The organism is Paraburkholderia caffeinilytica (assembly GCF_046030355.1).
Taxonomy (GTDB): domain Bacteria; phylum Pseudomonadota; class Gammaproteobacteria; order Burkholderiales; family Burkholderiaceae; genus Paraburkholderia; species Paraburkholderia caffeinilytica_B.
This window is the reverse complement of the sequence record NZ_JAQQCQ010000006.1, coordinates 309,781-335,188: the sequence shown is the minus strand read 5'-3', so window position 1 is coordinate 335,188 and position 25,408 is coordinate 309,781. Positions and strand designations below refer to the sequence as shown.

Here is a 25,408-nt window from a genome sequence, read left to right as displayed (position 1 = left end):
GCAACAGAAAGGCTCGCTTCGGCGGGCTTTTTTGCTTGGCATCGACCGAGCCAAATACTGATTCACGCCTGTTCGCGAGTCAGTTGACTGCACATCGAAGCCACCGCATTTGAGCTGCCCGCCTTGAAGCTGCTGCTTCAGGCGTAAAAAAACCCGCCACTGGCGGGTTTTTGCTTTTAACGATCCGGCAGACTCGCGTCAGATCACGTGCCTTTTCTCTTGCGGCGCGGCGTGCTCAAGCTGCAACTCACACGCCTCGGTCACAACGAGGTCATTGTCTTTCGCGAAGTTCAGGACGAAATCGAATGCCATCGGTTCGATGTCGCGCAGGCGCGAATCGAGAATCACGCATTTGAGGTCGCCGATCATGGTGGGCCGCACGTACAACGAATATTGCAGATAAGCATTCGGCCCCCTGCCACCCGGGCTGGGACCGAAGCATGCCATTACGCCTGCGAGCCGCTCCGACCAGTCACTCGGCCGAAACTTTTTTCCGGTCGACGTGATGCCTTGAATAAAATATTCGGTTGGAGCTGCTTCGGCCATGTAGGAATACCTGTGTGACTGCCCAGCGGGATAACGGCAAAGCTGGCTGCAAAGCGGCTTTGGGATGCCTGAACACGTGACCACGCCGGATTGGCGAGCTGCGCCGCCAGACACCGCGAAGGGCCGGATAAGCCGCCTCGGCGCTCATCATGACGGCGCACCGCGAGGAAACTTTCCGGAGCGCGCGAGCCGTGTCCCGCAAGCGAAATACCGGCCTGCTGGGCTTAGGGATAACCGGTAGATTATAGCGCAGCGGGCCTTTTTCCGCAGCGCACACAAGACCCGTTTGAGGGTTGCAAAAGGCTTTCAGCCAGCTTATCCAGCCTTTTACCCGACTCGTCAAACGGGGCGAAATCCTTTATGCTGCATTGAGTTACCACAAACGACGGCGGCGCCGTCCGGCAATCCTGCCGGGTGAGACCGCCGTATTTGTTTCATGACCGCCAAGAAAATTCGCCACTATCTGCAGTTCAAGGATTTCTCGCTGGAAGACTACGAGTACGTGCTGGAACGCGCGCGCATTCTCAAACGCAAGTTCAAGAACTACGAGACTTACCACCCGCTGCACGACCGCACGCTGGCGATGATCTTCGAGAAAAACTCGACGCGCACGCGGCTTTCGTTCGAAGCCGGCATCTTCCAGCTGGGCGGCCACGCCGTCTTCATGAGCACACGCGACACGCAACTCGGCCGCGGCGAGCCGATCGAAGACGCCGCGCAAGTGATCTCGCGCATGGTCGACATCATCATGATCCGCACGTTCGGCCAGGACATCCTCGAGCGTTTCGCCGAGAATTCGCGCGTGCCGGTGATCAATGGGCTGACCAACGAATATCACCCGTGCCAGGTGCTGGCGGACATCTTCACGTACTTCGAGCATCGCGGTCCAATTCGCGGCAAGACAGTGGCGTGGGTAGGTGACGCGAACAACATGCTGTACACCTGGATCGAAGCTGCCCAGATTCTCGGCTTCAAGCTGCGCCTGTCCACGCCGCCGGGCTACAAGCTCGACCCCGCCATGGTCGCAGCCGAAAGCACACCGTTCTATCAGGAATTCGACGATCCGAATGAAGCCTGCGCAGGCGCCGATCTGGTGACCACGGACGTGTGGACCAGCATGGGCTTCGAAGCCGAAAACGAAGCACGCAAGAAAGCCTTTGCAGATTGGTGCGTCGACGCTGACATGATGGCCTGCGCCAACGCCGATGCCCTGTTCATGCACTGCCTGCCCGCCCACCGCGGCGAGGAAGTCAGCGCGGAAGTGATCGACGGCCCGCAAAGCGTCGTGTGGGACGAAGCGGAAAATCGTCTGCATGTGCAGAAGGCGTTGATGGAATATCTGCTGCTCGGCAAGCTCAATCACTGAGCGAACCGCGGTTCAGCACCTTAAGCAGCATCTGCGTGAAGCGCGACGGGGCCTTGAATACGAGGCAAGGCATCCACGTTTAGCGCCACGCATCGAGCCGGCCTCCGCGGTTGCACGCGGAACCGGTTCACCCACCGCACTGCTCCAAAAACGCGGGCAAACGGCGGTTTAGTGTCAAAATAGTGGTTTTCCGCGCTCCGGAACTGCCGGCGCGTCTTGTTTTCCAGCTTTCTCCAGCTACGAGTTCACCATGAGCGATATCAAGAAAGTCGTGCTCGCCTATTCGGGCGGCCTCGACACCTCCGTCATCCTGAAGTGGTTGCAGGACAATTACGACGCCGAAGTCGTCACGTTTACGGCCGACATCGGCCAGGGCGAAGAGCTGGAACCGGCGCGCAAAAAAGCCCTGCAACTCGGCATCAAGCAGGACAACATCTTCATTGAAGACCTGCGCGAAGAATTCGTGCGCGACTACGTGTTCCCCATGTTCCGCGCCAACACGATCTATGAAGGCGAGTACCTGCTGGGCACGTCGATCGCGCGTCCGCTGATCGCCAAGCGTCAGATCGAAATCGCTCGCGCCACCGGCGCGCAAGCGGTCTCGCACGGCGCAACCGGCAAGGGCAACGACCAGGTTCGCTTCGAACTCGGTTACTACGCGCTGGAACCGGGCATCAAAGTGATCGCCCCGTGGCGCGAATGGGATCTGCTGTCGCGCGAAAAGCTGCTCGCGTACGCCGAAAAGGCTGGCATTCCGATTGAAATGAAGCACAAGCAAGGCGGCGCGCCGTATTCGATGGACGCGAACCTGCTGCACATCTCGTTCGAAGGCCGTCACCTGGAAGACCCGAAGGCCGAAGCCGAAGCCGACATGTGGCGTTGGACGGTGTCGCCGGAACAGGCGCCGGATCAGGCTGAGTACCTCGATATCGAGTACGAGCACGGCGACCCGGTCGCGATCAACGGCAAGCGTCTGTCGGCGGCTGAAATGCTGACTGAACTGAACCGCTTGGGCGGCAAGCACGGCATCGGCCGTCTGGATCTGGTCGAAAACCGTTACGTCGGCATGAAGTCGCGCGGCTGCTATGAAACGCCGGGCGGCACGATCATGCTGAAGGCGCACCGCGGCATCGAGTCGATCACGCTCGACCGTGAAGTGGCTCACCTGAAAGACGATCTGATGGCGCGTTACGCGTCGCTGATTTATAACGGCTACTGGTGGAGCCCGGAGCGCCGCGCGATCCAGGTGCTGATCGACCACACGCAAGAGAAGGTCAACGGCTGGGTGCGTGTGAAGCTGTACAAGGGCAGTGTGTCGGTTGTCGCGCGCGACTCGAAGGAAACGCTGTTCGACAAGACGATCGCTACGTTCGACGACGACGGCGGTGCGTACAACCAGGCCGACGCTGGCGGCTTCATCAAGTTGAACGCGCTGCGTATGCGGATTGCTGAAAACGCGCGTCGTCAACGCGGCTAAAAGCAGGCGTTTCGGCAGAGGCTAACTTCGCGCAAGCGAAGCTAAGTGCGCAGAAGCACAGCCGACACTGAAACGCAGATGCGAAAAAAGGGCGCCGGGGGTCTTCTCCTGGCGCCCTTTTTCATTGCGACGCCCCACTCGCTCAGGCAAGGCAACGTCGCGCCGTCTCACCCACTCATCGGCGCGTTTTCCCAAACCGTTTCTGCCAGCGCTAACGCCTGCGCACCGTTCGCCTTACCGCGATCGGCCAGCCCAGCCGCGTGCCGCGTCACAAACAAACCGGCTCCGCCTCCAACTCCACTCCGAACCGCGCCAGCACATCCCGCTGAACCGCCTTCGCAAGCGCCAGCACCTCCGCGCCGCTCGCGCCGCCGCGATTCACCAGCACCAGCGCCTGCCGCTCATGCACAGCCGCTGCGCCCATTGCGCGTCCTTTCCAGCCACATCGATCGATCAACCAGCCCGCCGCAAGCTTCACCCGGCCGTCCGGTTGAAGGTAAGACACCACCTCCGGCTCCTTGAGCTTCAGCGCCTCGAACTGCGTTGCCTCCACAACCGGATTCTTGAAGAAACTCCCGGCATTACCGAGCTGAAGTGGATCAGGTAGCTTCGCGCGCCGCACCGCGACTACCGCGTCGAAAATCGCCTGCGCGCTCGGGGCTGCGGCATCGGTACGGCCTGCGGCCGCCAGTTCACGCGCGATATCCGCATAGCCAGCGCGCGGCTGCCAAACCTTCGGCAAACGGAACGTGACCGACGTGATGACAAAACGGTCACGCCCTTCCCGCTTGAAAAAGCTGTCGCGGTAGCCGAATCGGCACGCGTCAGCATCGAGTTCAACTACGGCGCCCGTTTCCAGCTCAATCGCACGCAGCGACGCAAACCGCTCGCACATCTCGAGCCCATACGCGCCGATATTCTGAATCGGCGCCGCGCCCACCGTGCCCGGAATCAATGCAAGGTTCTCCAGCCCAGGCAGTCCTTGCGATAAAGTCCAGGCGACGAAGTCATGCCATGGCTCGCCGGCAGCCGCTTCGACGTACCACGCATCATCGTCCTCGCGCACGACGCGGCGGCCTTGCAGCGCCACCAGCAGCACCAATCCGGCGAAGTCTCCCGTCAGCACGACATTGCTGCCGCCGCCCAGCACCAGCCGCGGCAAGCCGGCGGCACGCGGATCGCGTACGGCAGCCATCAGCTGCGCTTCGTGCTCGATCCGGCACGCAAACTGCGCGCGAACCTCGAAACCGAAGGTGTTATGCGCCTTCAGCGGATAGCCGGTAATGAACGCGGCGGAGTCGGATTGGGACATCGGAATGAGAAGAATGGAGCGACCAGCAAAACGACATCTGGCCCCGGCCGCACGACAATGCGCGGCGGCCTTAGGCAAAAGGGAGTGGCGTCGGTAAAATGACGTCCGGTTCGTGATTATAGCGAGTGCCCCGTGAGCAGCCGACCGGCCGCGCCACGCACCGCAGCACTATTGGGAGAACACAATGCCATCGTTTGACGTCGTCTGCGAAGCAGACATGATCGAAGTCAAGAACGCGATCGAGCAGTCCAACAAGGAAATTTCAACCCGCTTCGACTTCAAAGGGTCGGACGCGCGCGTCGAGCACAAGGAAAGCGAAATCACCGCCTACGCGGACGACGACTTCAAGCTCGGCCAGGTGAAAGACGTCCTGCTGTCGAAAATGGCCAAGCGCAATGTGGACGTGCGCTTTCTCAATTACGGCAAGATCGAGAAGATCGGCGGCGACAAGGTCAAGCAGGTCATCAAGATCAAGAAGGGCGTGTCCGGTGATCTGTCGAAGAAAATCGTGCGTCTCGTGAAGGACAGCAAGATCAAGGTCCAGGCGAGCATTCAGGGCGATGCGGTGCGCATCACCGGCGGCAAGCGCGACGATCTGCAAAGCGTGATCGCGATGCTGCGCAAGGACGTGACGGATACCCCGCTCGACTTCAACAACTTCCGCGACTAAACGCGCGTCACGCTCAAGGCCGAGCGTGTGTTGATCCTCGGCAATGGGCGTGCGTTGAGGCTCGGCAACGGGCCGCGTGGGGATTCAGCACCCACCTCAGCACCCGCACGGGTTGCATGCGCTCAGCACCTAGCCATTGTGCGTTCAGCCCGGACTTCGTGAAGGCACTCGCACGCTGGGCTGGCTAACGCCAGGCCCCACGTCCACGCTCAGGATTCGTTGCCACCCGCCGCGCTAGCCGCTGCGTCCGCTTTCTTCTTGTCGCCGATACGGCTTTCCTGGCCGCGCATCAGCTTGGCGATGTTGCCGCGGTGGCGCCAGACCAACAGCGAACTCATTACGACGATCGCCAGCGCGATGATGTGCGGGCCGAACAGAAAGCCGTCGAAGATCGGGGCGAATACCGCCGCGGCCAATGCCGCCAGCGAAGAATAACGCGTGAAAAACGCCACGATCAGCCAGGTCAGCAAGGTGGCGATGCCAAGGATCGGGTTGATCGCGATCAGCACGCCCGCTGCGGTCGCCACGCCCTTGCCGCCCTTGAAGCGGAAGAAGATCGGATACAGGTGGCCGAGAAACACGGCAACCGAGGCAATCGCAACCGACGTATCGTCGAGGCCATAGCGCGCGCCGAAGTGCACCACGAACCACACCGGCAACCACCCTTTGAAGGCGTCGCCGATCAGGGTGAGAATCGCGGCCTTCTTGCTGCCGCTGCGCAGCACGTTGGTGGCGCCCGGGTTGCCCGAACCGTACGAGCGTGGGTCGTCCAGCCCCATGGCGGCGCTGACGATCACGGCAAACGACACCGAGCCGATCAGGTAGGCAACGACAGCAACGATCAGGTTTTGCATCTGGGACTCTTATAAGGATCGGCGGTCTGAAACTCGACACCCCAACCGCAACAGGGAACAAGGCGGCGCACATTCTACCGAACCGGCCTGCCCGAAAAACATTCAGGCAAACGTCAATCGACGCTCGCGCACTGCACCGGCTTTGCCGCCAGCAAACCGGTCAATATTTTGGGCTCGATGCTAACCAGAAAACCGCGCCGCCCGCCATTCAGCCAGATCTTGTCCATCTCCAGGATGCTCGACTCGACGTACACCGGCATCTGTTTGCGCGTGCCGAACGGCGAGGTGCCGCCAATCAGATAGCCCGAATGCCGGTTCGCCACCTCGGGCTTGCACGGCTCGACGCGTTTCGCGCCGATCTGCCGCGCCAGATTCTTGGTGCTGACCGTACGGTCGCCGTGCATCAGCACGATCAGCGGCTTGGCGTGCTCATCTTCCATCACCAGGGTCTTGACGACATGATGTTCGTCCACGCCGAGCTGGCGCGCCGATTCCTCGGTGCCGCCGTGCTCGACGTAATCGTAAGGATGTTCGCCGAAAGTGACGCCGTGACGGCGCAGGAACTGCGTCGCGGGCGTTTCGGAGACGTGTCTGGATTTGCTCATCGGCGCATTGTAATGGCGAGTTTGCACAACGGCTATTTGCCGAATGGCCAATTGTGCGGGCCTGGAGATTGTGGCACGATCGTTCGCAAATGTGCCGGCGCGCTGTATGCCGGGCGACGAATATGTTTTGTAACTATGTTGCAGGGGGCCTGAGTAAGTGCTGAAGCGCTAAGTTGGGCCGACCGCCTTGCATGGGACCCAAGTAGGCGCTAAAGCGCTAACTCGGGCCGACCGCCTTGCATGGGACCCAAGTAGGCGCTAAAGCGCTAACTTGGGCCGACACAGGAGACAGCGTTGAGCCTCGCTTCATCTACCCGTTCCAAGATCGACATTCCCGCGCTGCTGGCCACCCTGCCCGCGCGTATTGCCGACATTCCAGTGCTCGCCGCCGCGCGCGATCCGCAGCACATCGCCCTGATCGAGGACGCGCGCCGCCTCACCAACGCGCAACTTCTGGAAGCCGTCAATGCCACCGCCGCGCTGCTGCGCGAATGGGGCGTGCGTGGCGGCGATCGCGTGATGATCGTGGCCGAGAACAGCATCGTGCAGATCGTCCTGCTGTTCGCGACCGCACAGCTCGACGCGTGGGCGCTGGTGTCGAATGCCCGCCTGTCCGCGGCCGAGCTCGATGCGATCCGGGCGCACGCGCAGCCTCGTGTGGTCGCGTATGCGGTCGAAAGCTCCGCGGATGCCCAACAGCATGCAGAGCGGCACCAAGCCGCCACAGCGCCTGCCATCGCGCCGGATATCGGAGCCTGGTCGTACACGATCGACACCCACGCAAAGGCCGAACCGGTTGAAGCGGCGAATGACCGTCAATGCGCCGCGCTGATCTACACCACGGGAACCACCGGCGCGCCAAAAGGCGTGATGCTGTCCCATCGCAATCTGCTCTTCATCGCGGCCGTCTCGAGCCGCTTACGCAAAGTCGGTCCGGACGACGTCGTGTACGCCGTGCTGCCGATCTCGCATGTGTACGGCTTTGCCTCGGTTTGTCTCGGCAGCCTGCACGCCGGCGCAACCTTGCGTCTCGCGCCGCGTTTCGCGCCGGAAGCGGTTCGGCGTGCGCTCGCCGACGAGCGGGTGTCGATCTTCCAGGGCGTTCCGGCCATGCACGCCAAACTGCTCGAACATATGCAGACACACGGCCACGCGTGGTCCGCGCCGCATCTGCGTTTCGCCTATTCGGGCGGCTCGCCGCTCGACGCCGCGCTAAAGGCGCACGTCGAAAGCGTCTACGGCCTCCCGTTGCACAACGGCTATGGCATGACCGAGAGTAGCCCGACCGTCTCCCACACCATGCTCGATGCGCCGCGCGGCGATTGCTCAGTCGGCGAGGTTATTCCTGGCGTTGAGGTGAGGTTCGTCGGACTCGACGGCGTGGATGCCGCGCCGGGTGACATCGGCGAACTGTGGGTGCGCGGCCCGAACGTGATGCTCGGGTACTACCGCAGTCCGGACCTGACCCGCGTCGCCGTTACCGAAGACGGCTGGCTCAAGACCGGTGATCTGGCGCGGCAAGACGCGGACGGTGCGTTGCATATCGTCGGGCGCAGCAAGGAGTTGATCATCCGTTCGGGCTTCAACGTGTATCCGGCGGAAGTCGAACATGTGCTGAACGCGCATCCGCAGGTGGTGCAGTCGGCGGTGATCGGGCGCGCCGTGGAGGGTAACGAGGAAGTGATCGCGTTCGTCGAATTGATCGCGGGCGCGAAGGTGTCGCCCGCTGAACTGATCGCGTGGTGTGGCGAGCGTCTCGCGCCGTACAAGCGCCCCGCCGAGGTGAAGGTGCTGGCCGCGCTGCCCGCGGCGTCGACTGGCAAGATTCTCAAGCACCGGCTTCGCGAATTCGTCTAATGCCTTGACTATGGCCATGGCACCGGTAGCTATGGTTATGACTGTACGGATGGTGGCGGCTAAGGCTGCCGCTGCCATTCGCAGCAACGGCAACCGCATATATCCGCATCGCTGCATCGCCACGTAGCCACGTAGCCACGTAGCCACGAACGCGAGCCTCACCCCCGCGGATGATGTTGCGCATGCAGCGACTTCAACCGTTCGCGGGCCACATGCGTGTAAATCTGCGTGGTCGAGATATCCGTATGGCCGAGCAGCAATTGCACGACACGCAAATCGGCGCCATGGTTCAGCAGATGCGTCGCGAACGCGTGGCGCAGCGTATGCGGCGAGAGCGGCGCGTGCACACCGGCCGCCGCCGCGTGACGCTTGATGATGTTCCAGAACTGCTGGCGGGTCATGCCCTCCGCGCGGCTGGTGACGAACAGCGCATCCGTCGCCCGCGCACCGAGCAAAGCCGGACGCGCTTCGCGCAGATAGCGTTCGATCCAGCCATGCGCCTCTTCGCCGAACGGAATCAGGCGCTCTTTCGAACCCTTGCCCATTACGCGCACTACGCCTTCGTTCAGGCCCACTTCCACCGTCTTCAGCGTGACGAGTTCGGTGACGCGCAAACCGCTCGCGTACATCAACTCCAGCATGGTGCGGTCGCGCAGCCCCAAGGGCGTGTCGATATCCGGCGCACCGAGCAGCGCTTCGACTTGCGCTTCGGTGAGGGTCGACGGAAAACGCGGCGGTTGCTTGGCCGAACGGATACGCACCGTCGGATCGACCTTCGTGCGATGCTCGCGCACTGCCCAGCCGTAATAGCGGCGAAACACCGAGAGTCGCCGGTTCGCCGACGTCGATTTGTCTTTCTGGCGCGCCGCGCTGTAGGCGTTGAGATCGGCTTCGCTGGCGGTGTCGAGCGAGGTGTTGCGGGTTTGCGCGAGCCATTCGCAGAACAGGCGCAAATCGCGCCGGTAGGCATCGAGCGTGTTGCGCGACAAACCGTGTTCGAGCCACAACGCGTCACAGAACGCGTCGATCGAGGCCGAGCTCGACACAAACAAAGGTGACGCGATTGGCGCGTCGTCCGTCACGGTATCGCTCATGCGTAGGGAATGCCTTCATGCGCCAGAAGCCAGCGCTTGACGTTGCGAAAGAAGCCGTCTCCGGCGTGATGCGCGAATCCGCCGATACCGCTCGAACTGACCACCCGATGGCACGGAATCACGATCGGAAAGTAATTGGAACCACACGCCTGGCCGACCGCGCGCGGAACACTGCCGATCTGCCTTGCCAGTTGTCCATAGGTCAGCACCGTGCCCGGCGGGATATCGCTGATCGCTTGCCAGACGCGTTGCTGAAACGCGGTGCCGACCGCTGCCAGCGGCAATTCGAACTTCGCGGACGCCCGCTCGAAATACCGCTCGATCTGTTCCGCCGCTTGCCTCGCCAGGGGCGAGTCCGGTGCGACGTTCTGCGTCGACTCGGGCAGATAGACGATCTCGCGCACAGCCTCGCCTTCGAGGCGAATGCCGACTTTGCCGAACGGTGCATCGATCACTGCGTTGAACATGGTTGCTTACTCCGTGATTCGCGAGGAGTGTCAAGTGTCGGGGTAGCGTACCTGCATGGGGTACAGGCGCTCCACCCAGTCAAACGCCTCGCCGGAATGGCGCTACTTTACGCCGCTTCCAGCGCCCATTCCACATGCTCGCGCACCACCGCCGAAGGGTCTTCGACGCGTAACTTCAGCGCGTGAACCATCGCCTCGCGCGCCTCCGCACTCAAACTCCCGGACGACGCACGCAGCGCATTACCCATCCCCACCGCCAGATTACGCAGCCAGCTTTCATAACCGATGCGGCGAATCGCACTGCCCTGCATGCGCGTATCGAACTCCGCCGCGCTCCATGCAAACAGTTCGACCAGCGTCGCGCGATCGAGCCCATGCCGCACATCGAAATCGGCGACCGGCGCGGCCTGCGCAAACTTGTTCCACGGACACACGAGCTGGCAATCGTCGCAGCCGTACACCCGATTGCCGATCAGCGGCCGCATTTCCAGGGGAATATTGCCCTTCAATTCGATCGTCAGATACGAAATGCAAAGGCGTGCATCGACCTTATAGGGCGCCACGATCGCGCCCGTCGGGCATGCGCCGATGCAGCGCGTGCAACTGCCGCAATGCGAGCCTGGCGTTTCGGGTGCATCGCCGGGCGAAGTCTCGGCGTCGGTGGGCAGCGGCACATCGACATAGATTTCGCCGAGAAAAAACAGCGAACCGGCATCGCGCTGCAGCAGCAGCGTGTGCTTGCCGCGCCAGCCGATCCCGGCCTTCTGCGCAAGTTCTACTTCAAGCACCGGCGCCGAATCGGTAAATACGCGGTAGCCGAACGGACCGATCGCCGCTTCGATTTTCTCGGCCAGATGTTGCAGACGGTTACGCATCACCTTGTGATAATCGCGGCCCCGCGCATAGATCGACACCACCGCCGCCGATGGGTCCGCAAGCCGCGCATGCTCGGCTGCACGCCAGTCTTGCGGTACGGGCGGCGTGTCGTGCAAAGCGCTTTCGTGCGCCTTTCCACTCAATGTCTCTGCGGGCAAATAGGCCATGCGTGCGGTAATCACACGTCGCGTGCCGGCCACAAGCTCGGCGGGACGCGCGCGTTTCATGCCGTGTTTCGCCATATAATCCATCTCGCCGTGGCAACCCGCATCCAGCCATGCTGCAAGCGGCGCTTCGGCAGCGGAGAGATCGGTGTCGCTGATACCGACCGCCCCGAAACCCAGTTCACGGCCCCACGTTTTGATGTTGAGCGCGAGCGCATTCAGCGCCGCTTCATCGAAATGACGCTCGGCACGCGCATCGTCGTTTGACGCAGGCGTGCAGGAAACAGGGGACTCCGGACTTCGGTTCATCACGCCATTTTACGAGAATGCCCGTCAATCCCGATCTCGCGATCCAACCGCCCGCCCATGTCCTGCTCGAACGCTCCTTCGCGCTCGCGGACGAGGCCGCCACCCATGCATTCGGCGAACGCTTCGCACAGGCGATCGAAAGCGTGCGCGAGTCGAACCAGAATCCGGTGCACAACGCGCAGCAAACAGCGAAACAGCACACGCCACACGCTGCGGGGAGTCAGGCATTCCACGGACTGCAAGTCCAACTCGTCGGCGACCTCGGCGCCGGCAAGACCACACTCGTGCGCGCAACCTTGCGCGGCCTCGGCCACACCGGCCGCGTGCGCAGTCCCACCTACACACTCGTCGAACCTTACGTGCTCGAGCGGCCCGCTGGGGAACTCACGCTCTATCACTTCGATCTGTACAGATTCACCGACCCGGCCGAATGGGCCGACGCCGGCTTTCGCGAGTACTTCGACAGCGGCGCCATCTGCCTCGTCGAATGGCCACAGCGTGCCGGGCGTCTCCTGGGCGTTCCGGATCTCGTCTTCTCGCTCGACCTGGACAGCGGAGGCGAGGGCCGGGTACTCGTCGCACGGGCATACAGCGAATCAGGAAAGGCATGTCTCGAAAGATGTTGATCAAACCGTTCCGCTCGATCGAATCGGCGGCTACCGCAACGCATAACTGGCGGCGCCGGCAGATTCTGCGCGCGGGCGCGTCCACGCTGGTGCTCGGCCTTGTCGCTCCGCGTCTCGCGTGGGCGAGTTCGGTGCTGGGCGTGCGGGTCTGGCCCGCGCGCGATTACACGCGCGTGACGATCGAGTCGGATCAGCCGTTGCAGAACGCGCAGCAGTTGCTGCAGGGTCCTGACCGGCTGGTGGTCGATCTGAGCGGCCTCGATCTCGATCAGGCACTGAAGGATCTGGTATCGAAGATCACGCCGAACGATCCGCAGATTCAGTCGGTGCGTGTCGGGCAATATCAGCCGCACGTGGTGCGAATGGTGTTCGATCTGAAGGGCTCGGTGAAACCGCAGGTGTTCACGCTGCCGCCGGTCGGCGCGTACAAATACCGGCTGGTGTTCGACCTGTACCCCGCTGTCGCGCCCGATCCGCTGATGGATCTGCTCGCGCAGACCGAGCGCAAACAGCAAACGCTGGACGAAAGCAACGCGCCGCCCGCCACGCTGAGCGGCCCGGGTACCACGCCGCCCACCGCCGACAACAGCGAAGCCTTCTTCGAGCGTTATGCGCAGAACGGCGGCGGAACCTCGTCAGGCGTGCCGCGTCCGCCGGCGCATGTCACGCCGACACCGGCTCCGCCCATTCTCGGCAAGCCCTCGACACCGACAGCACCCGTCGCGCCGCCAACCGCCATCGCCCGCAACAAAGGCAGCAACAGCAGTGGCAGCAGCGCCAGCAATCTCGGCGACGACAACGACGGCGACGATAGTTACGCCTTCACCAACCCGAAAACCGGCAAGAGCAACACGGTGCGTCTGTTGACCGTCGCGATCGATCCGGGTCACGGCGGCGAGGACCCAGGCGCAATCGGCGGCGGAGGCACGTATGAGAAGCACGTCGCACTCGACATCGCGAAGAAACTGCGCGCGAAGATCGACGCGCAGCCGAACATGCGCGCCATGATGACGCGCGACGCCGACTTCTTCGTGCCGCTGAACGTGCGTGTGCAGAAGGCGCGGCGCGTGGGCGCGGACCTGTTCGTATCGATCCACGCGGACGCGTTCACCACGCCCGACGCGAAGGGCTCGTCGGTGTTCGCCTTGTCGGAGCACGGTGCGTCGAGCGCCGCGGCGCGCTGGATGGCGAACAAGGAGAACTCGTCGGATCAGATCGGCGGGATCAACATCAAGTCCGCCGACGCCACCGTCAACCGCGCGCTATTCGATATGTCGACCACCGCGCAGATCCGCGATTCGATGCGCTACGGCAACTTCGTGCTGAAGGAGATCGGCGGCATCAACAAGCTGCACAAAGGCTCGGTCGAACAGGCCGGCTTTGCCGTGCTGAAAGCGCCGGACATTCCGTCGATTCTGGTGGAGACCGCCTTCATCAGCAACCCGGACGAAGAGCGCCGCCTGAACGACGACGCGTATCGGGAGAAAATGGCCGACGCGATCATGACCGGCATCAAGCGCTATTTCGCGGCGAATCCACCGTTAGCGAAGAGCCGCATGACCTGATTGCTAGCCGGCATGACACCGCGTCATGCCGGCAATAAAAAACGGCCGCTCGATGCGTCCGTTTTTTTCTGCTTCACGCTTAAGAGGCCGTCAACGCGCCGGTGAAAGCCGCTGCACGACCCAACCGCCGAACACGTTCACCGCCAGCCCCGCCATCACCAGCAAGGCGCCCACGATCTGCGCCGCGGATAACCGCTCGTCCAGAAACAGGGACGCCGACGCCAGCCCGACAATCGGCACCAGCAACGAGAACGGCGCCACCTGGCTCGCCGGATAGCGCGACAGGAGCCGGCTCCACAGCCCGTAGCCGATCAGCGTCGCAATAAACGCGAGGTACACGACGGCGAAAATCGACGTCGCACTGATCCCGGACAGCGCCGCGGCGATCCGCTGCGGCCCCTCGAACGCGTACGACAGCGCGAAAAACGGCAAGGGCGGAATCAGGCTGCCCCACACCACCAGCCCGACCAGATCGACCTTACCGACCTTCTTCGTGACGATGTTGCCGAGCGCCCACGAACACGCGGCACACAGCGTGAGAACAAAACCGGCGAGCGTCATCGCGTGACCGCCTTGCATGCCGATGACCGCGAGGCCGCCCGCCGCGATCAGCAAACCGACGACATTCGGTACGCGAAAGCGCTCATGCAGAAACAGCGCCGCGAAAATCAGCGTGAAGAAGGCCTGCGCCTGCAGGACGAGCGAGGCGAGCCCAGCGGGCATGCCGACGTACATCGCCGAGAACAGGAAAGCGAACTGCCCGAACGAAATCGTCGCGCCGTAGGCGAACAGCCAGCGCCACGGCATCTGCGGCCGCTTGACGAAAAACACCGCCGGAACCGCGGCGAGCGTGAAACGCAGCGCGCCGAGCAGCATTGGCGGCACGCCATGCAGGCCCACCTTGATCACGACGAAATTGACGCCCCACGCAACCACCACGACCAGCGCGAGCAGTAAATCCTTCGGCGACATGCCGGTCTCCATTTGATTGCTGGATCCGGCAGTTTAGCGGAGCCTGCGGAGTGAGGGGATGGCACGCGTTACGGAATCCCGGAATGGTAAAACGGCGCAAACCGTCGGCGTTCCGTCAGCCGCAGTAGAATCGTCTATTAAGAAAAATCCGACTCACCCTTTCAGCCGAGCCTGCCCATGTCTTCCTCGATCAAAGCAGTCCTCAAACCCCATCTGCGCGACGTCGGCAGCCTCACCGTGCGGCGCGTGCTGCCGGCCATGGCGGCGCGCCTGATCGGCCCATTCATCTTCTTCGACCACATGGGCCCCGCCACGCTCGAACCCGGCGTCGGACTCGACGTGCGTCCGCACCCGCATATCGGCCTCGCGACCGTCACCTATCTGTTCGAAGGCTCGGTCATGCATCGCGACAGCCTCGGCTCCGAGCAGAAGATCGTTCCGGGCGACGTCAACTGGATGACGGCAGGCCGCGGCATTGTCCATTCCGAGCGCACGCCGGCCGAAGATCGCGCGAGCGGACTGACCATGCACGGCATCCAGACCTGGGTCGCGCTGCCGCTCGAAGACGAAGACATCGAACCGTCCTTCTCGCATCATCCGGCCGCGACGCTGCCGGTGGTCGAGCGCAACGGCGTCACGCTGCGCGTGATCGCCGGCACGGCGTTCGGCGAAACCTCGCCGGTCGAAACCTTTTCCGGCACGCTGTATGTCGCCGCGGAGTTCGCTCCGGGCGGCGCCTTCGCGCTCGAACCGGAGCACGAGGAACGCGGCGTCTATCTGGTGGACGGCGATCTGGAGATCGACGGCACGCCGCTCGAAGTGGGTCAGATGGCCGTGCTCGCGCTCGACGAAACCGTCACGCTGGCCAGCACCCACGGTGCGCGCGTGATGCTGCTCGGCGGCGAGAAGCTGGATGGCGAGCGCTTTATCGAATGGAACTTCGTCGCCAGTTCGCGTGAAAAGATCGAAGCCGCGAAGCTGGCGTGGACCCAGCAGGAAATGGGCAAGGTGCCGGGTGAAACCGAATGGATTCCGCTGCCGACAAGAAAATAAGCGCGCATCCAGACCACTAAAAGTGAGCAGGAGGCACATTGAATTCGCCGCGCGCGGCCCCACCTAGCCAACCAACCGTTTTATCGATGAGGACGCAATGGACACCACTCTGGCCACTTTCGAACAAGACGTCATCGCGGCGTCGACACTGGCCCCTGTGCTGGTCGATTTCTGGGCGCCGTGGTGCGGTCCCTGCAAGACACTCGGCCCGATGCTCGAGAAGCTCGAGGCCGAAGCCGCCGGCAAATGGAAGCTGGTGAAGGTCAACGTGGATGAGAATCAGGAGCTGGCCGCACACTTCCAGGTGCGCAGCATTCCGCACGTCATGGCGTTTGCCGACGGCCAGCCGGTCGATCAATTCGTCGGCGTGCTGCAGGAAGGCCAGTTGCGCGAGTTTATCGAGCGCCTCGTGCCGCAAGGCGCGGACGCAGCCCGTCTTGAAGCGCAAGCGGCATTGGCCGAGGGCCGTCGTGAAGATGCCTACAACGCGCTGCAAGCCGCACTCGCCTACGACCCAGGCTTCGACGAAGCACGCATGGACCTCATCGACATGCTGCTCGAAGATAACCGCATCGACGAAGCGCGCAATGAAGTCGATCTGCTGTCGCCGAAAACCACGCAGGGGATCGACGCCCGCTTCAACGCGATCAAGACACGGCTCGATGCGGTGGATGCTGCGGCGGATCTGCCGCCTACGGATGCACTCGAAGCCAAGGTCGCAGCGAACCCGGACGATCTTGAAGCACGCTTCGATCTGGCCAGCGCATTCATCGCCCGCCGCAAATACGAAGGCGCGCTCGAACATCTGCTGGCCATCGTGCAGCGCGACCGCACCTTCCGCGACGATATCGGCCGCAAGACGATGCTGTCGGTGTTCGATCTCGCCGCGCATCAGCCGGAGCTGGTGTCGCAATGGCGGCGCAAGCTGAGCGCGTTGTTGTATTAACTGGGTGTGTTTTCAGGCGAAGCAGGCGCGGCGACGGGCCGCGCCGCTTTCGCCAACGCCCGCAACACATGCGCGGCCGCAGCAAAACCAAAGCTCGCCGTCACACACACGCTCGATCCAAATCCCGCGCAGTTCAAACCGACCGGTCCCGTATGACCCGGCGAGGTCGTGACGTGCTCCGCTTCCTCGTCGATATCGCAGACAGCGGCCTCCGGATAAATCAGCGGTTCATCGGAATACACCGCGCTCACCTTGAACTTCGCCTTCGGACCACGCGGGAAGCCATGCTGTTTGCGCAACTGCCCGCGCACTTTCGACAGCAGCGGGTCCTGGATGGTCAACGCGAGATCGTCGATGCGGATGCGCGTCGGGTCCAGCTGGCCGCCCGCGCCGCCCACCGTAATCAACGGCTGCTTCTTCTCGACGCACCACGCGATTAACGCGGTCTTGGTGCGCACGCTGTCGATCGCATCGATCACGTAATCGAAACCGCCACCGAGCGTCGCCGCGAAATTGTCCGGCTCGACGAAGTCTTCAACCAGCCGCACGTCGCAGAACGGATTGATAGCCGCGATGCGCTTGGCCATTGCTTCGACTTTCGGTTTTCCGTAGTTGCCGTCCAGCGCATGGATCTGACGGTTAGTGTTGCTCTCCGCGACATTGTCCAGATCGATCAAGGTCAGCCGGCCGACCGCGCTGCGCGCCAACGCCTCCGCCACCCATGAGCCGACTCCGCCGATACCGATCACCGCCACATGGGCTCCTTCGAACGCAGCAAGCGCCGGCGCGCCGTACAGGCGGGCAATGCCGCCGAAGCGCCGCGCGCGGTCGGCGGTTTCGCTCCCGTCGAGGCTGGTAGTAAGATCGGAATGCGCGGCGGGGCTGGACATGATGGAAGGCTCGTTCAAAGCAGGCAAAACACAAAGTGATGAAGACGCTCATGCACGCACAGGCACGCTCAGGCGTTCGCAACCCGTATTTTGCCTGATCGCGCCAATTCACATGCCCGCACCCACCTGGAAGCACGAATGGCCGCAAACGTAATGGCGTGGATGTCCACACAATGCGGCGGGCCTTGACCTGGCCACGCGCAAAAAATTCGCGCCCTGGCTATACTGATTGGACTGTAGCGTTCGCATAAGAACATGACCTCACTCGCCGAACTTCGAAAAAACTATTCGCTGGGTTCTTTGGACGTTGCCGATATCGACCGCAACCCGTTTCGTCAATTCGACACGTGGTTTCAGCAGGCGGTAGACGCCCAACTGCCCGAACCGAATACGATGACGCTGGCCACCGTCGATTCGCGCGGCCGGCCGTCGGCGCGCATCGTGCTGATCAAAGGCGTCGACGAGCGCGGCTTCGTGTTCTTCACCAATTACGAAAGCCGCAAGGGCCGCGAACTGGCTGCGAACCCTTATGCGAGCCTGTTGTTCTACTGGATCGAACTGGAACGCCAGGTGCGCGTCGAAGGCCGCATCGTCAAAACCAGTACCGAAGAGAGCGATACGTATTTCGCGTCGCGTCCGCTCGGTTCGCGTATCGGCGCATGGGCATCCAATCAAAGTCAGGTAATTGAAAGCCGCTCGCAGCTCGAAACACGCGAACGCGAAATCAGCCTGCAATACGGTGACCAGCCACCGCGCCCCCCGCACTGGGGCGGTTATCGTTTGGTACCCGAAGCAATCGAATTCTGGCAGGGCCGGCCGTCGCGTCTGCACGACCGTCTGCTCTACACGCGTTCAAGCGAAAGCAGCGACTGGCAAATCTCCCGCCTATCGCCTTGAATCGGAACACAACACGTATGCGCGTTGCCAACGCAGCAGCGCGCGACGACCGGATTGCGCCTCGCGGTATGGGAGTGGCACCGCAGTGAGCAGCGATCCACACAGGCTTTGCTTTAGTTCAACGGACACGGAGAAATCACATGTTCTGGGAGAAAAAGCTGGCGCAGTGGGTGGAAGAGGTAAAAACCAAGGCTAACCTGCCCGCACGCCTTGTGCTGTGGGACGGTCAGCAACATGACTTCGGGCAGTTCGCCGCGCCCCGGGTCACGCTCCATGTCAAAAGCGCCACGGCGCTGCCCTATCTGCTCGAACCGAGCCTCGACAATCTGGGCGAGGCGTACGTGAAGGGCAAGATCGACATCGAAGGCAAGCTGTCGGACATCATCAACATCGGCTATCAGCTGGCGCGCAACACCGTGACCAGCGCGAGCAAGCTGGCGCGCGTACGGCGCTACTTCCATCACTCGAAGTCGTCGGACAAGAAAGCCATTCAGTATCACTACGACGTCTCGAACGAGTTCTACAAGCTGTGGCTCGACGAGAACATGGTGTACTCGTGTGCGTACTTCGAGAATGGCGATGAAGATCTCGCCACCGCGCAGATCAAGAAGATCGACCACATCCTCACCAAGATCCAGTTGCAACCGGGGCAGCGCCTGCTCGACATCGGCTGCGGCTGGGGTGCGCTCGTGCTGCGCGCAGCGCAGAAATTCGGCGCGAAGTGCGTGGGCGTGACGCTGTCGCAGAACCAGTTCGATCTCGCTACCGCTCGCGTGAAAGCCGCGGGTCTGGAAAACCAGATCGAGATTCGTCTGCAGGATTACCGCGACGTCGAAGGACAGTTCGACCGCATCACCAGCGTCGGCATGTTCGAGCACGTGGGCCGCAAGAATCTGCCGGGCTACTTCCAGAAGATCCACGATCTGCTCGTCGACGACGGCATCGCCATGAATCACGGCATCACATCGAGCGATTCGGACAGCGGCGAAACCGCGCTGGGCGGCGGCGAATTCATCGACCGCTATGTCTTTCCGGACGGCGAACTGCCGCACATCAGCCTTGCGCTCGAAGCGATGCAGCGTGGCGGGCTCGAAGCGGTTGACGTCGAAAGCCTGCGCCGTCACTATGCGCACACGCTGGACATCTGGGCGGAAAACTTCGAAACGCATGCGGACGAAGCCCGCAAGCTGGTCGACGACGAAAAATTCCGCATCTGGCGCGTGTATCTCGCCGGTTGCGCGTACGCGTTCGAAACCGACGACGTCTCGATCTACCAGGTGGTGTGCCGCAAAGCCGGCCGCAGCGCGAAAACCTTGCCATGGTCGCGTCGCTATATGTACGACAAAACGTTGTGATACGGTTGCGCCGTGGCGATTTACCGTCGCCGCGTGCCGGGGCTACGGGCACTGCATAAGCAGGCCGACGCGGCGCAAACCTTAAACAACAGCAGGTCGAACATCGATGGACCAGAGCGGGACAAGCGAAGTTGAACAGCCGGTGAGCGGCGAGCCAGACGCACAGGCCGACGCGCCGCAGTTCGATCTGTTCGGGATGCCGGTGGCGCAGACGCCGGTATCCCCGTCGAAGCCCGAAGCGGGCGCAAAGGCACCGCGCGCGACTGCCAGCGCCGAAGCCGAATCCACACTAGCAAGCTCGGTCGCAACGCCAACGTCAACGCCCGCCGCCGCGACGCAGGTTGAACGGCAGCCGCGCCGACCGCGCGCAAAGGCAAGCGGCGCAGCGCTGCTCTGGCAGGAAGACGACTCACCGGCACCCGCCGAAATCGCAGCCGATGCCAATGCAGCACCAGCAGCAACCGATACACCCAAAAAGCGCCGCTCACGCGACGTTCTCGCCGCCCCGCCCTCTGCTGAACTCCTGGCGCTCGCCGCCGAACTGCCGCCGCAGGTCCACCTCGGTACATCGACATGGTCGTTTCCGGGCTGGAACGGCATTGTCTACGGCGACGAGTACAGCAACAGCAAACTCTCGCGCGAAGGTCTGACGGCTTATGGCGCGCATCCGCTGTTGAAGACCGTCAGCATCGACCGGTCGTTTTATCAGGCACTCACCGTCACCGAATACCTGCGCTATGCGCAGCAGGTGCCGGAGCACTTCCGCTTCATCGTCAAAGCGCCGATGACGATCACCGACGCCACCGTGCGCGCCGAACGCGGCGAGCCGGTTGCGTTGAACCCGTGCTTTCTGAACGCGCAAATGGCAATCGACGAGTTCGTCACGCCATGTCTCGAAGGCCTCGGCGCGAAAGCCGGTGCGCTGGTGTTCCAGTTGTCGCCGCTGCCCGACCAGATGCTCGCGCAACCGGCGGTGTTCATCGAGCGGCTCGCGGAATTCCTGACAGCATTGCCGAAGCTGCCCGAAGGTACCTGCTATGCGATCGAAATCCGCGACGCGAGTTTGCTCACGCCACGCTTTATCCGCACGCTAAAGGCAGCGGGCGTGCGATATTGCGTAGGGATTCATGCGCGGATGCCGGATCCGCTGCGCCAGGCGGCGGCGCTCGCCCTGCTGGACGGCGAGCCGGCCGGGCCGCTGATCGTGCGCTGGAGTCTGCACGGCGGCTTCAAATACGAACAGGCGAAGGCCAAGTACGAACCGTTCAACCAGCTGGTCGATCAGGACCCGGCGACCCGCAGTGCGCTCGCCGAACTGGCCGCGCGCTATGCGCTGGCCGGCCAGCCGGTGGTGATCGCCGTCAACAACAAGGCGGAAGGGTCGGCGCCGTTAAGCTGCGTGGAACTGGCGCGGGAGATTGTCGAGGCATACGCGCGCCTTGCCCATGAGCACGAGCACGAAGCCGACACCTGAACCGCGCCACGCGCCAGATCAACTCGCCTTGATCCGATGTGCGAACTTCTGGCGGAACTTGGCGACCTTCGGCGCCACCACGAACGAGCAGTACCCTTGGTTCGGGTGCTGCGCAAAATAGTTCTGGTGATACGCCTCGGCCGGCCAGTAGTTGCCGTCGAGCGGCAGCACCTGGGTGACGATCTGGCCGTCGTAGATCCCCTGTTCGCCGATCTCGCGAATCGCCTGTAGCGCCGTTTCACGCTGCGAGTCGGAGTGCGTGAAAATCACCGAGCGATATTGCGTGCCGACGTCGTTGCCCTGCCGGTTCAACTGGGTCGGATCGTGGATCGCGAAGAAAATATCGAGAATCTCGCGATAGCTGATTTTCGCCGGATCGAAGTCGACGTTCACGACTTCCGCGTGACCCGTCACGCCGTCGCACACCTGCTCGTAGGTCGGCCGCTGGGTTTGGCCGCCCGCATAGCCCGACTCCACCGCGTTCACGCCTTCGACGCCCAGATACACCGCTTCGAGACACCAGAAACACCCGCCACCCAGGGTGGCGACTTCGCCTGTCTGACTCATGCTGCTTGCTCCTTGATACTTATAGTCGGCCGATGCCGGTCCCGGTTAAGCGCAACGCTCATGCCACCACCAAGACTTTCCAGCTTAGCGGTTTTTCCATTAACCGGCAGGTGTCGCGGCCAGTCCACCGCGATTGCAGTTAAAATTGGGACAAATCGACGATTTTCACTATGACTTTTGAATCATTTATTTCCAGCCGCACAGGCGATGGCTTCAGTCCGGGGTTCGCCCGATTTGCGCCGAAGGCTTCCGCCCGATGAAGCACGCCAGCCCGCCTAACTTCGACCAGGCCGCCTTCAAACAGGCGCTCGGCCAATTCGCTACCGGCGTCACCGTCATTACAACGCGCGCGGCGTCCGGCCAATTGATCGGGATCACGGCCAGCTCATTCAATTCGGTTTCGCTCAATCCGCCGCTGGTGCTGTGGAGCCTCGCCACACGCTCGGCTTCGATGCCGGTCTTCCGGGCGAACAGTCACTACGTGGTCAACGTGCTGGCCGCGTCGCAGCTCGACCTGTGCAAACGCTTTGCCACGGTGAAGGGCGATCGCTTCGAAGGCGTGTCGCACGCTGAAGGCGACACCGGCATGCCGGTACTCGACGGCGCGCTCGCCTGGTTCGAATGCCATAACCGCAGCCGCTACGAAGAAGGCGACCACGTGATTTTCGTCGGCGAAGTGGAGCGCTGCGGCGTCCACGAGAATGCCGCGGAGATTGCGCCGCTGGTGTTCCAGAACGGTCAATTCCACGGACTCAAGACGCTCTGAATGCGACGCCGCTGTGTTTTAACAGCGGCCCGCAAGCAGGCAAAAGTTGGGGATACGTCAACCCAAAAGCTGAGCCGTCATTCGCACTCAGCTATGCGGCGCGCTGTGTCCGCTGGTTTTCGGCACCAGCGACACCGGCACGCCCGAATCTTCTTTCAATGTCTGCAGCACGATATTCGAACGAATATCCATCACGCCCGGCGCCTTATAGAGGCGTTGCAGCACGAAATCCGAATAGTGCTTGAGATTGTGGGCGAGTACCCGTAGCAGGTAATGCGTCTCGCCGGTCACGACAAACGCGCCGACCACTTCCGGCCAGTCCCGCACCGCCTCCGCAAAACGCTCGTGCCAGTTCTCCTGGTCGTTGCGCATCGACACCTGCACAAACGCCTCCAGCTCGAAACCCAGCACTTCGCGATTCAAACACGCGCGGTAATGCGCGATGACGCCCTGCTCCTCCAGCAGACGCAGGCGTCGCAGACAGGCCGATGGCGAAAGCGAAATGCGCTCCGCCAGATCGAGATTGCTGATGCGTCCTTCTTGCTGAAGCACCGTCAAGATACGGCAATCGGTGGCGTCGAGCGAGATCGCGTTCATATTCGGTCTCCCTTTCCCATTTGACTCAAATTATGTTCCAAGACAGGGCTCAGAAGGAGATTTTTTCGCAATCACATTTCGCGACAAGCCACCTATCATTCCCGGATAGACACAATCCGCAGATGGAGACATGGACACACTCTGGGACATCACCCCCGCCGTCGACACCTCGACACCCGTCTGGCCCGGCGATACGCCGGTCGGTATCGAACGCGTGTGGCGCATGGAGGCAGGCTCGCCGGTCAACGTCGCGCGGCTGACCTTGTCGCCGCATACCGGCGCTCACACCGACGCTCCGCTTCACTACGACGCAGAGGGCGCGGCGATCGGCCAGGTCGCGCTCGATGCCTACCTTGGACGCTGCCGCGTGATTCATTGCATCGGCGCGTCGCCTGTTGTCACGCCACAACATCTGACCGGCTCGCTCGACGACTTGCCGCCGCGAGTCTTACTACGCACTTACAAAAACGCGCCGACTGCGGTCTGGGATAGCGCGTTCTGCGCCGTTGCGCCGGAGACCATCGATCTGCTCGCTGCTCGCGGCGTAAAGCTGATCGGCATCGATACGCCGTCGCTCGATCCGCAGGAATCGAAGACGATGGACGCGCATCACCGAATTCGCGCGCACCGCATGGCGATTCTCGAAGGCATCGTGCTGGACGCCGTCGCGCCCGGCGACTACGAGCTGATCGCGCTGCCGCTGAAGCTGACCACGCTCGATGCGAGCCCCGTGCGCGCCGTGTTGCGTGCGCTGCCCGCCTCTCGCTGATCACCGGCGCACGGCAAACCGAATCACCGCACTCATCGCATTCACCGAACTCCCTGATCTGATTGACTGGACCCATCATGAATACTCGTGAAGAAGCCGTAGCGCTCGATAGCGCCGACCCGCTCGCCACGCTGCGCGACCAGTTCGCGCTGTCGTCGACGACCATCTATCTCGACGGCAACTCGCTCGGCGTGCCGCCGGCCGCCGCCGCGCAACGCGCGCAGACCGTGATCGGCGCCGAGTGGGGCGAAGGTCTCATCCGCAGCTGGAACACTGCCGGCTGGTTCGAGCTGCCGCGCCGCCTTGGCAACAAGCTCGCGCCGCTGATCGGCGCGGCTGACAACGAAGTGGTTGTCACCGACACGATTTCGATCAACCTGTTCAAGCTTCTGTCAGCCGCTGTGCGATTGGCGAATGCGCGCGATCCGAAACGTCGCGTGATCGTCTCCGAGCGCTCGAATTTCCCGACCGATCTGTATATCGCGCAAGGGCTGATCGAACAGCTCGACCGCGGTTATGAGCTGCGCCTCGTCGACGATCCGTCCGAGTTGCCTGCCGCGATCAGCGACGACACCGCGATCGCGATGATCACGCACGTGAACTACCGCACCGGCTACATGCACGACATGGCCGCCCTGACCCAACTGATCCACGATAAGGGCGCGCTCGCGCTCTGGGATCTTGCGCATTCCGCGGGCGCGGTGCCGGTCGATCTGAATGGCGTTGGCGCGGACTACGCGGTGGGCTGCACGTATAAATATCTGAATGGCGGCCCGGGTTCGCCCGCATTCGTGTGGGTGCCGAAGCGGCATCAGAACGATTTCGCGCAGCCGCTGTCCGGTTGGTGGGGACATCGCGCGCCGTTCAAAATGGACCCGGCGTATCAACCTGACGATGGCATCGGCCGCTTCCTCTGCGGCACGCAGCCGATGGTATCGATGTCGCTGGTCGAATGCGGCCTCGATGTGTTCCTGCAAACGGACATGCAGACCATCCGCGCGAAGTCGCTCGCGTTGACCGATCTGTTTATCGAACTGGTCGAAGCGCGGTGCGCCGAGTTTCCGTTGAAGCTCGTGACGCCGCGTGAGCATGCGCAGCGCGGATCGCATGCGAGCTTCGAGCATCCGCATGGCTATGAAGTGATGCAGGCGCTGATCGCACGTGGCGTAATCGGCGACTATCGCGAGCCGCATGTGTTGCGGTTTGGTTTTACGCCGCTTTATACGCGCTTTGTCGATGTGTGGGATGCGGTGGAGACGCTGCGCGAGGTGCTTACGCAAGAGACCTGGCGGGCGCCTGAATTTGCCGCTCGCGGCGCGGTGACCTAAGGAGCG

The 25,408-nt window shown here is 62.4% G+C and carries 25 protein-coding genes; 14 read left to right on the top strand and 11 right to left on the bottom strand.

Annotated elements, in window-relative coordinates:
• Positions 1–198: 198 nt before the first annotated feature.
• Positions 199–546, bottom strand: coding sequence for a DUF3579 domain-containing protein (locus PQQ95_RS12770; RefSeq protein WP_408437735.1), 348 nt, complete (start codon positions 544–546; stop codon positions 199–201).
• Positions 547–982: 436 nt separating this feature from the next.
• On the opposite strand from PQQ95_RS12770, the gene argF reads away from it, so the two are divergent.
• A complete protein-coding gene (gene argF, locus PQQ95_RS12765) occupies positions 983–1,912 on the top strand; it encodes an ornithine carbamoyltransferase (protein ID WP_408437734.1) in 930 nt (309 codons plus the stop codon).
• Between the two features lie 250 nt (positions 1,913–2,162).
• Complete coding sequence (locus tag PQQ95_RS12760; RefSeq protein WP_408437733.1) at positions 2,163–3,389, top strand: argininosuccinate synthase; 1,227 nt, start codon at positions 2,163–2,165, stop codon at positions 3,387–3,389.
• Positions 3,390–3,657: 268 nt separating this feature from the next.
• Here PQQ95_RS12760 and murB read toward each other — a convergent pair whose 3' ends face one another.
• Positions 3,658–4,701, bottom strand: coding sequence for a UDP-N-acetylmuramate dehydrogenase (gene murB / locus PQQ95_RS12755; protein WP_408437732.1), 1,044 nt, complete (start codon positions 4,699–4,701; stop codon positions 3,658–3,660).
• Positions 4,702–4,885: 184 nt separating this feature from the next.
• On the opposite strand from murB, the gene PQQ95_RS12750 reads away from it, so the two are divergent.
• Complete coding sequence (locus tag PQQ95_RS12750; protein WP_408437731.1) at positions 4,886–5,371, top strand: YajQ family cyclic di-GMP-binding protein; 486 nt, start codon at positions 4,886–4,888, stop codon at positions 5,369–5,371.
• 209 nt (positions 5,372–5,580) lie between these two features.
• Here the strand turns inward: PQQ95_RS12750 and plsY are convergent, their stop codons facing one another.
• Together plsY and ybaK are read right to left on the bottom strand one after the other, a co-directional pair.
• On the bottom strand, positions 5,581–6,225 hold the full coding sequence (gene plsY, locus PQQ95_RS12745) for a glycerol-3-phosphate 1-O-acyltransferase PlsY (RefSeq protein ID WP_408437730.1): 645 nt from the start codon (positions 6,223–6,225) through the stop codon (positions 5,581–5,583).
• A 113-nt stretch (positions 6,226–6,338) separates the two neighbouring features.
• Positions 6,339–6,830, bottom strand: a complete 492-nt coding sequence (gene ybaK / locus PQQ95_RS12740; RefSeq protein WP_408437729.1) for a Cys-tRNA(Pro) deacylase — start codon at positions 6,828–6,830, stop codon at positions 6,339–6,341.
• A 294-nt stretch (positions 6,831–7,124) separates the two neighbouring features.
• On the opposite strand from ybaK, the gene PQQ95_RS12735 reads away from it, so the two are divergent.
• The gene (locus tag PQQ95_RS12735) at positions 7,125–8,687 is read left to right on the top strand and encodes a class I adenylate-forming enzyme family protein (RefSeq protein ID WP_408437728.1); all 1,563 of its coding nucleotides are present in this window, start codon (positions 7,125–7,127) and stop codon (positions 8,685–8,687) included.
• A gap of 158 nt (positions 8,688–8,845) precedes the next feature.
• Here PQQ95_RS12735 and xerD read toward each other — a convergent pair whose 3' ends face one another.
• The 3 genes from xerD to queG all read right to left on the bottom strand — a co-directional run bounded on the left by xerD (position 8,846) and on the right by queG (position 11,597).
• Positions 8,846–9,781 (bottom strand): site-specific tyrosine recombinase XerD, encoded by a 936-nt coding sequence (gene xerD, locus PQQ95_RS12730; RefSeq protein WP_408437727.1) that lies wholly within the window; start codon positions 9,779–9,781, stop codon positions 8,846–8,848.
• A complete protein-coding gene (locus PQQ95_RS12725) occupies positions 9,778–10,248 on the bottom strand; it encodes a methylated-DNA--[protein]-cysteine S-methyltransferase (protein WP_408437726.1) in 471 nt (156 codons plus the stop codon). Before PQQ95_RS12725 ends, xerD begins: the two co-directional genes overlap by 4 nt.
• 107 nt (positions 10,249–10,355) lie before the next feature.
• A complete protein-coding gene (queG, locus tag PQQ95_RS12720; RefSeq protein WP_408437725.1) occupies positions 10,356–11,597 on the bottom strand; it encodes a tRNA epoxyqueuosine(34) reductase QueG in 1,242 nt (413 codons plus the stop codon).
• Between the two features lie 17 nt (positions 11,598–11,614).
• Here queG and tsaE point away from each other — a divergent pair, with 17 nt between their 5' ends.
• Together tsaE and PQQ95_RS12710 are read left to right on the top strand one after the other, a co-directional pair.
• Positions 11,615–12,223 (top strand): tRNA (adenosine(37)-N6)-threonylcarbamoyltransferase complex ATPase subunit type 1 TsaE, encoded by a 609-nt coding sequence (gene tsaE / locus PQQ95_RS12715; RefSeq protein WP_408437724.1) that lies wholly within the window; start codon positions 11,615–11,617, stop codon positions 12,221–12,223.
• A complete protein-coding gene (locus PQQ95_RS12710; RefSeq protein WP_408437723.1) occupies positions 12,205–13,788 on the top strand; it encodes an N-acetylmuramoyl-L-alanine amidase in 1,584 nt (527 codons plus the stop codon). Before tsaE ends, PQQ95_RS12710 begins: the two co-directional genes overlap by 19 nt.
• A gap of 90 nt (positions 13,789–13,878) precedes the next feature.
• Here PQQ95_RS12710 and PQQ95_RS12705 read toward each other — a convergent pair whose 3' ends face one another.
• Positions 13,879–14,760, bottom strand: a complete 882-nt coding sequence (locus PQQ95_RS12705) for an EamA family transporter (RefSeq protein WP_408437722.1) — start codon at positions 14,758–14,760, stop codon at positions 13,879–13,881.
• A 177-nt stretch (positions 14,761–14,937) separates the two neighbouring features.
• Here PQQ95_RS12705 and PQQ95_RS12700 point away from each other — a divergent pair, with 177 nt between their 5' ends.
• Together PQQ95_RS12700 and trxA are read left to right on the top strand one after the other, a co-directional pair.
• Positions 14,938–15,813: a pirin family protein gene (locus PQQ95_RS12700; protein WP_408437721.1), complete on the top strand. Its 876-nt coding sequence runs from the start codon at positions 14,938–14,940 to the stop codon at positions 15,811–15,813.
• 97 nt (positions 15,814–15,910) lie between these two features.
• Positions 15,911–16,759 (top strand): thioredoxin, encoded by an 849-nt coding sequence (gene trxA / locus PQQ95_RS12695; protein WP_408437720.1) that lies wholly within the window; start codon positions 15,911–15,913, stop codon positions 16,757–16,759.
• Here the strand turns inward: trxA and tcdA are convergent.
• The gene (gene tcdA, locus PQQ95_RS12690; RefSeq protein WP_408437719.1) at positions 16,756–17,649 is read right to left on the bottom strand and encodes a tRNA cyclic N6-threonylcarbamoyladenosine(37) synthase TcdA; all 894 of its coding nucleotides are present in this window, start codon (positions 17,647–17,649) and stop codon (positions 16,756–16,758) included. The genes trxA and tcdA overlap by 4 nt on opposite strands.
• A 255-nt stretch (positions 17,650–17,904) precedes the next feature.
• On the opposite strand from tcdA, the gene pdxH reads away from it, so the two are divergent.
• The 3 genes from pdxH (at position 17,905) to PQQ95_RS12675 (ending at position 21,375) form a co-directional block, all read left to right on the top strand.
• On the top strand, positions 17,905–18,546 hold the full coding sequence (gene pdxH, locus PQQ95_RS12685; RefSeq protein ID WP_408437718.1) for a pyridoxamine 5'-phosphate oxidase: 642 nt from the start codon (positions 17,905–17,907) through the stop codon (positions 18,544–18,546).
• 140 nt (positions 18,547–18,686) lie between these two features.
• Positions 18,687–19,901 (top strand): class I SAM-dependent methyltransferase, encoded by a 1,215-nt coding sequence (locus tag PQQ95_RS12680; protein ID WP_408437717.1) that lies wholly within the window; start codon positions 18,687–18,689, stop codon positions 19,899–19,901.
• Positions 19,902–20,007: 106 nt separating this feature from the next.
• The gene (locus PQQ95_RS12675) at positions 20,008–21,375 is read left to right on the top strand and encodes a DUF72 domain-containing protein (protein WP_408437716.1); all 1,368 of its coding nucleotides are present in this window, start codon (positions 20,008–20,010) and stop codon (positions 21,373–21,375) included.
• An 18-nt stretch (positions 21,376–21,393) separates the two neighbouring features.
• On the opposite strand, the gene msrA is transcribed toward PQQ95_RS12675, so the two are convergent.
• The gene (msrA, locus tag PQQ95_RS12670) at positions 21,394–21,942 is read right to left on the bottom strand and encodes a peptide-methionine (S)-S-oxide reductase MsrA (RefSeq protein WP_408437715.1); all 549 of its coding nucleotides are present in this window, start codon (positions 21,940–21,942) and stop codon (positions 21,394–21,396) included.
• A 256-nt stretch (positions 21,943–22,198) separates the two neighbouring features.
• Here msrA and PQQ95_RS12665 point away from each other — a divergent pair, with 256 nt between their 5' ends.
• A complete protein-coding gene (locus PQQ95_RS12665) occupies positions 22,199–22,708 on the top strand; it encodes a flavin reductase family protein (protein ID WP_408437714.1) in 510 nt (169 codons plus the stop codon).
• A gap of 87 nt (positions 22,709–22,795) precedes the next feature.
• On the opposite strand, the gene PQQ95_RS12660 is transcribed toward PQQ95_RS12665, so the two are convergent.
• Positions 22,796–23,305, bottom strand: coding sequence for an Lrp/AsnC family transcriptional regulator (locus PQQ95_RS12660; protein WP_408437713.1), 510 nt, complete (start codon positions 23,303–23,305; stop codon positions 22,796–22,798).
• A 130-nt stretch (positions 23,306–23,435) separates the two neighbouring features.
• Between PQQ95_RS12660 and kynB the strand changes: the two genes are divergently transcribed.
• Both kynB and kynU read left to right on the top strand, forming a co-directional pair.
• Positions 23,436–24,074, top strand: coding sequence for an arylformamidase (kynB, locus tag PQQ95_RS12655; protein WP_408437712.1), 639 nt, complete (start codon positions 23,436–23,438; stop codon positions 24,072–24,074).
• A gap of 77 nt (positions 24,075–24,151) precedes the next feature.
• Positions 24,152–25,402 (top strand): kynureninase, encoded by a 1,251-nt coding sequence (gene kynU / locus PQQ95_RS12650; protein ID WP_408437711.1) that lies wholly within the window; start codon positions 24,152–24,154, stop codon positions 25,400–25,402.
• Positions 25,403–25,408: the final 6 nt, after the last annotated feature.

Bases quoted from the DNA above. Each gene is read 5' to 3' on its own strand.
- PQQ95_RS12770 (WP_408437735.1), bottom strand. From the start codon at position 546: ATGGCCGAAGCAGCTCCAACCGAATATTTTATTCAAGGCATCACGTCG.
- argF (WP_408437734.1), top strand. From the start codon at position 983: ATGACCGCCAAGAAAATTCGCCACTATCTGCAGTTCAAGGATTTCTCG.
- PQQ95_RS12760 (WP_408437733.1), top strand. From the start codon at position 2,163: ATGAGCGATATCAAGAAAGTCGTGCTCGCCTATTCGGGCGGCCTCGAC.
- murB (WP_408437732.1), bottom strand. From the start codon at position 4,701: ATGTCCCAATCCGACTCCGCCGCGTTCATTACCGGCTATCCGCTGAAG.
- PQQ95_RS12750 (WP_408437731.1), top strand. From the start codon at position 4,886: ATGCCATCGTTTGACGTCGTCTGCGAAGCAGACATGATCGAAGTCAAG.
- plsY (WP_408437730.1), bottom strand. From the start codon at position 6,225: ATGCAAAACCTGATCGTTGCTGTCGTTGCCTACCTGATCGGCTCGGTG.
- ybaK (WP_408437729.1), bottom strand. From the start codon at position 6,830: ATGAGCAAATCCAGACACGTCTCCGAAACGCCCGCGACGCAGTTCCTG.
- xerD (WP_408437727.1), bottom strand. From the start codon at position 9,781: ATGAGCGATACCGTGACGGACGACGCGCCAATCGCGTCACCTTTGTTT.
- PQQ95_RS12725 (WP_408437726.1), bottom strand. From the start codon at position 10,248: ATGTTCAACGCAGTGATCGATGCACCGTTCGGCAAAGTCGGCATTCGC.
- queG (WP_408437725.1), bottom strand. From the start codon at position 11,597: ATGAACCGAAGTCCGGAGTCCCCTGTTTCCTGCACGCCTGCGTCAAAC.
- tsaE (WP_408437724.1), top strand. From the start codon at position 11,615: ATGCCCGTCAATCCCGATCTCGCGATCCAACCGCCCGCCCATGTCCTG.
- PQQ95_RS12710 (WP_408437723.1), top strand. From the start codon at position 12,205: ATGTCTCGAAAGATGTTGATCAAACCGTTCCGCTCGATCGAATCGGCG.
- PQQ95_RS12705 (WP_408437722.1), bottom strand. From the start codon at position 14,760: ATGTCGCCGAAGGATTTACTGCTCGCGCTGGTCGTGGTGGTTGCGTGG.
- PQQ95_RS12700 (WP_408437721.1), top strand. From the start codon at position 14,938: ATGTCTTCCTCGATCAAAGCAGTCCTCAAACCCCATCTGCGCGACGTC.
- trxA (WP_408437720.1), top strand. From the start codon at position 15,911: ATGGACACCACTCTGGCCACTTTCGAACAAGACGTCATCGCGGCGTCG.
- tcdA (WP_408437719.1), bottom strand. From the start codon at position 17,649: ATGTCCAGCCCCGCCGCGCATTCCGATCTTACTACCAGCCTCGACGGG.
- pdxH (WP_408437718.1), top strand. From the start codon at position 17,905: ATGACCTCACTCGCCGAACTTCGAAAAAACTATTCGCTGGGTTCTTTG.
- PQQ95_RS12680 (WP_408437717.1), top strand. From the start codon at position 18,687: ATGTTCTGGGAGAAAAAGCTGGCGCAGTGGGTGGAAGAGGTAAAAACC.
- PQQ95_RS12675 (WP_408437716.1), top strand. From the start codon at position 20,008: ATGGACCAGAGCGGGACAAGCGAAGTTGAACAGCCGGTGAGCGGCGAG.
- msrA (WP_408437715.1), bottom strand. From the start codon at position 21,942: ATGAGTCAGACAGGCGAAGTCGCCACCCTGGGTGGCGGGTGTTTCTGG.
- PQQ95_RS12665 (WP_408437714.1), top strand. From the start codon at position 22,199: ATGAAGCACGCCAGCCCGCCTAACTTCGACCAGGCCGCCTTCAAACAG.
- PQQ95_RS12660 (WP_408437713.1), bottom strand. From the start codon at position 23,305: ATGAACGCGATCTCGCTCGACGCCACCGATTGCCGTATCTTGACGGTG.
- kynB (WP_408437712.1), top strand. From the start codon at position 23,436: ATGGACACACTCTGGGACATCACCCCCGCCGTCGACACCTCGACACCC.
- kynU (WP_408437711.1), top strand. From the start codon at position 24,152: ATGAATACTCGTGAAGAAGCCGTAGCGCTCGATAGCGCCGACCCGCTC.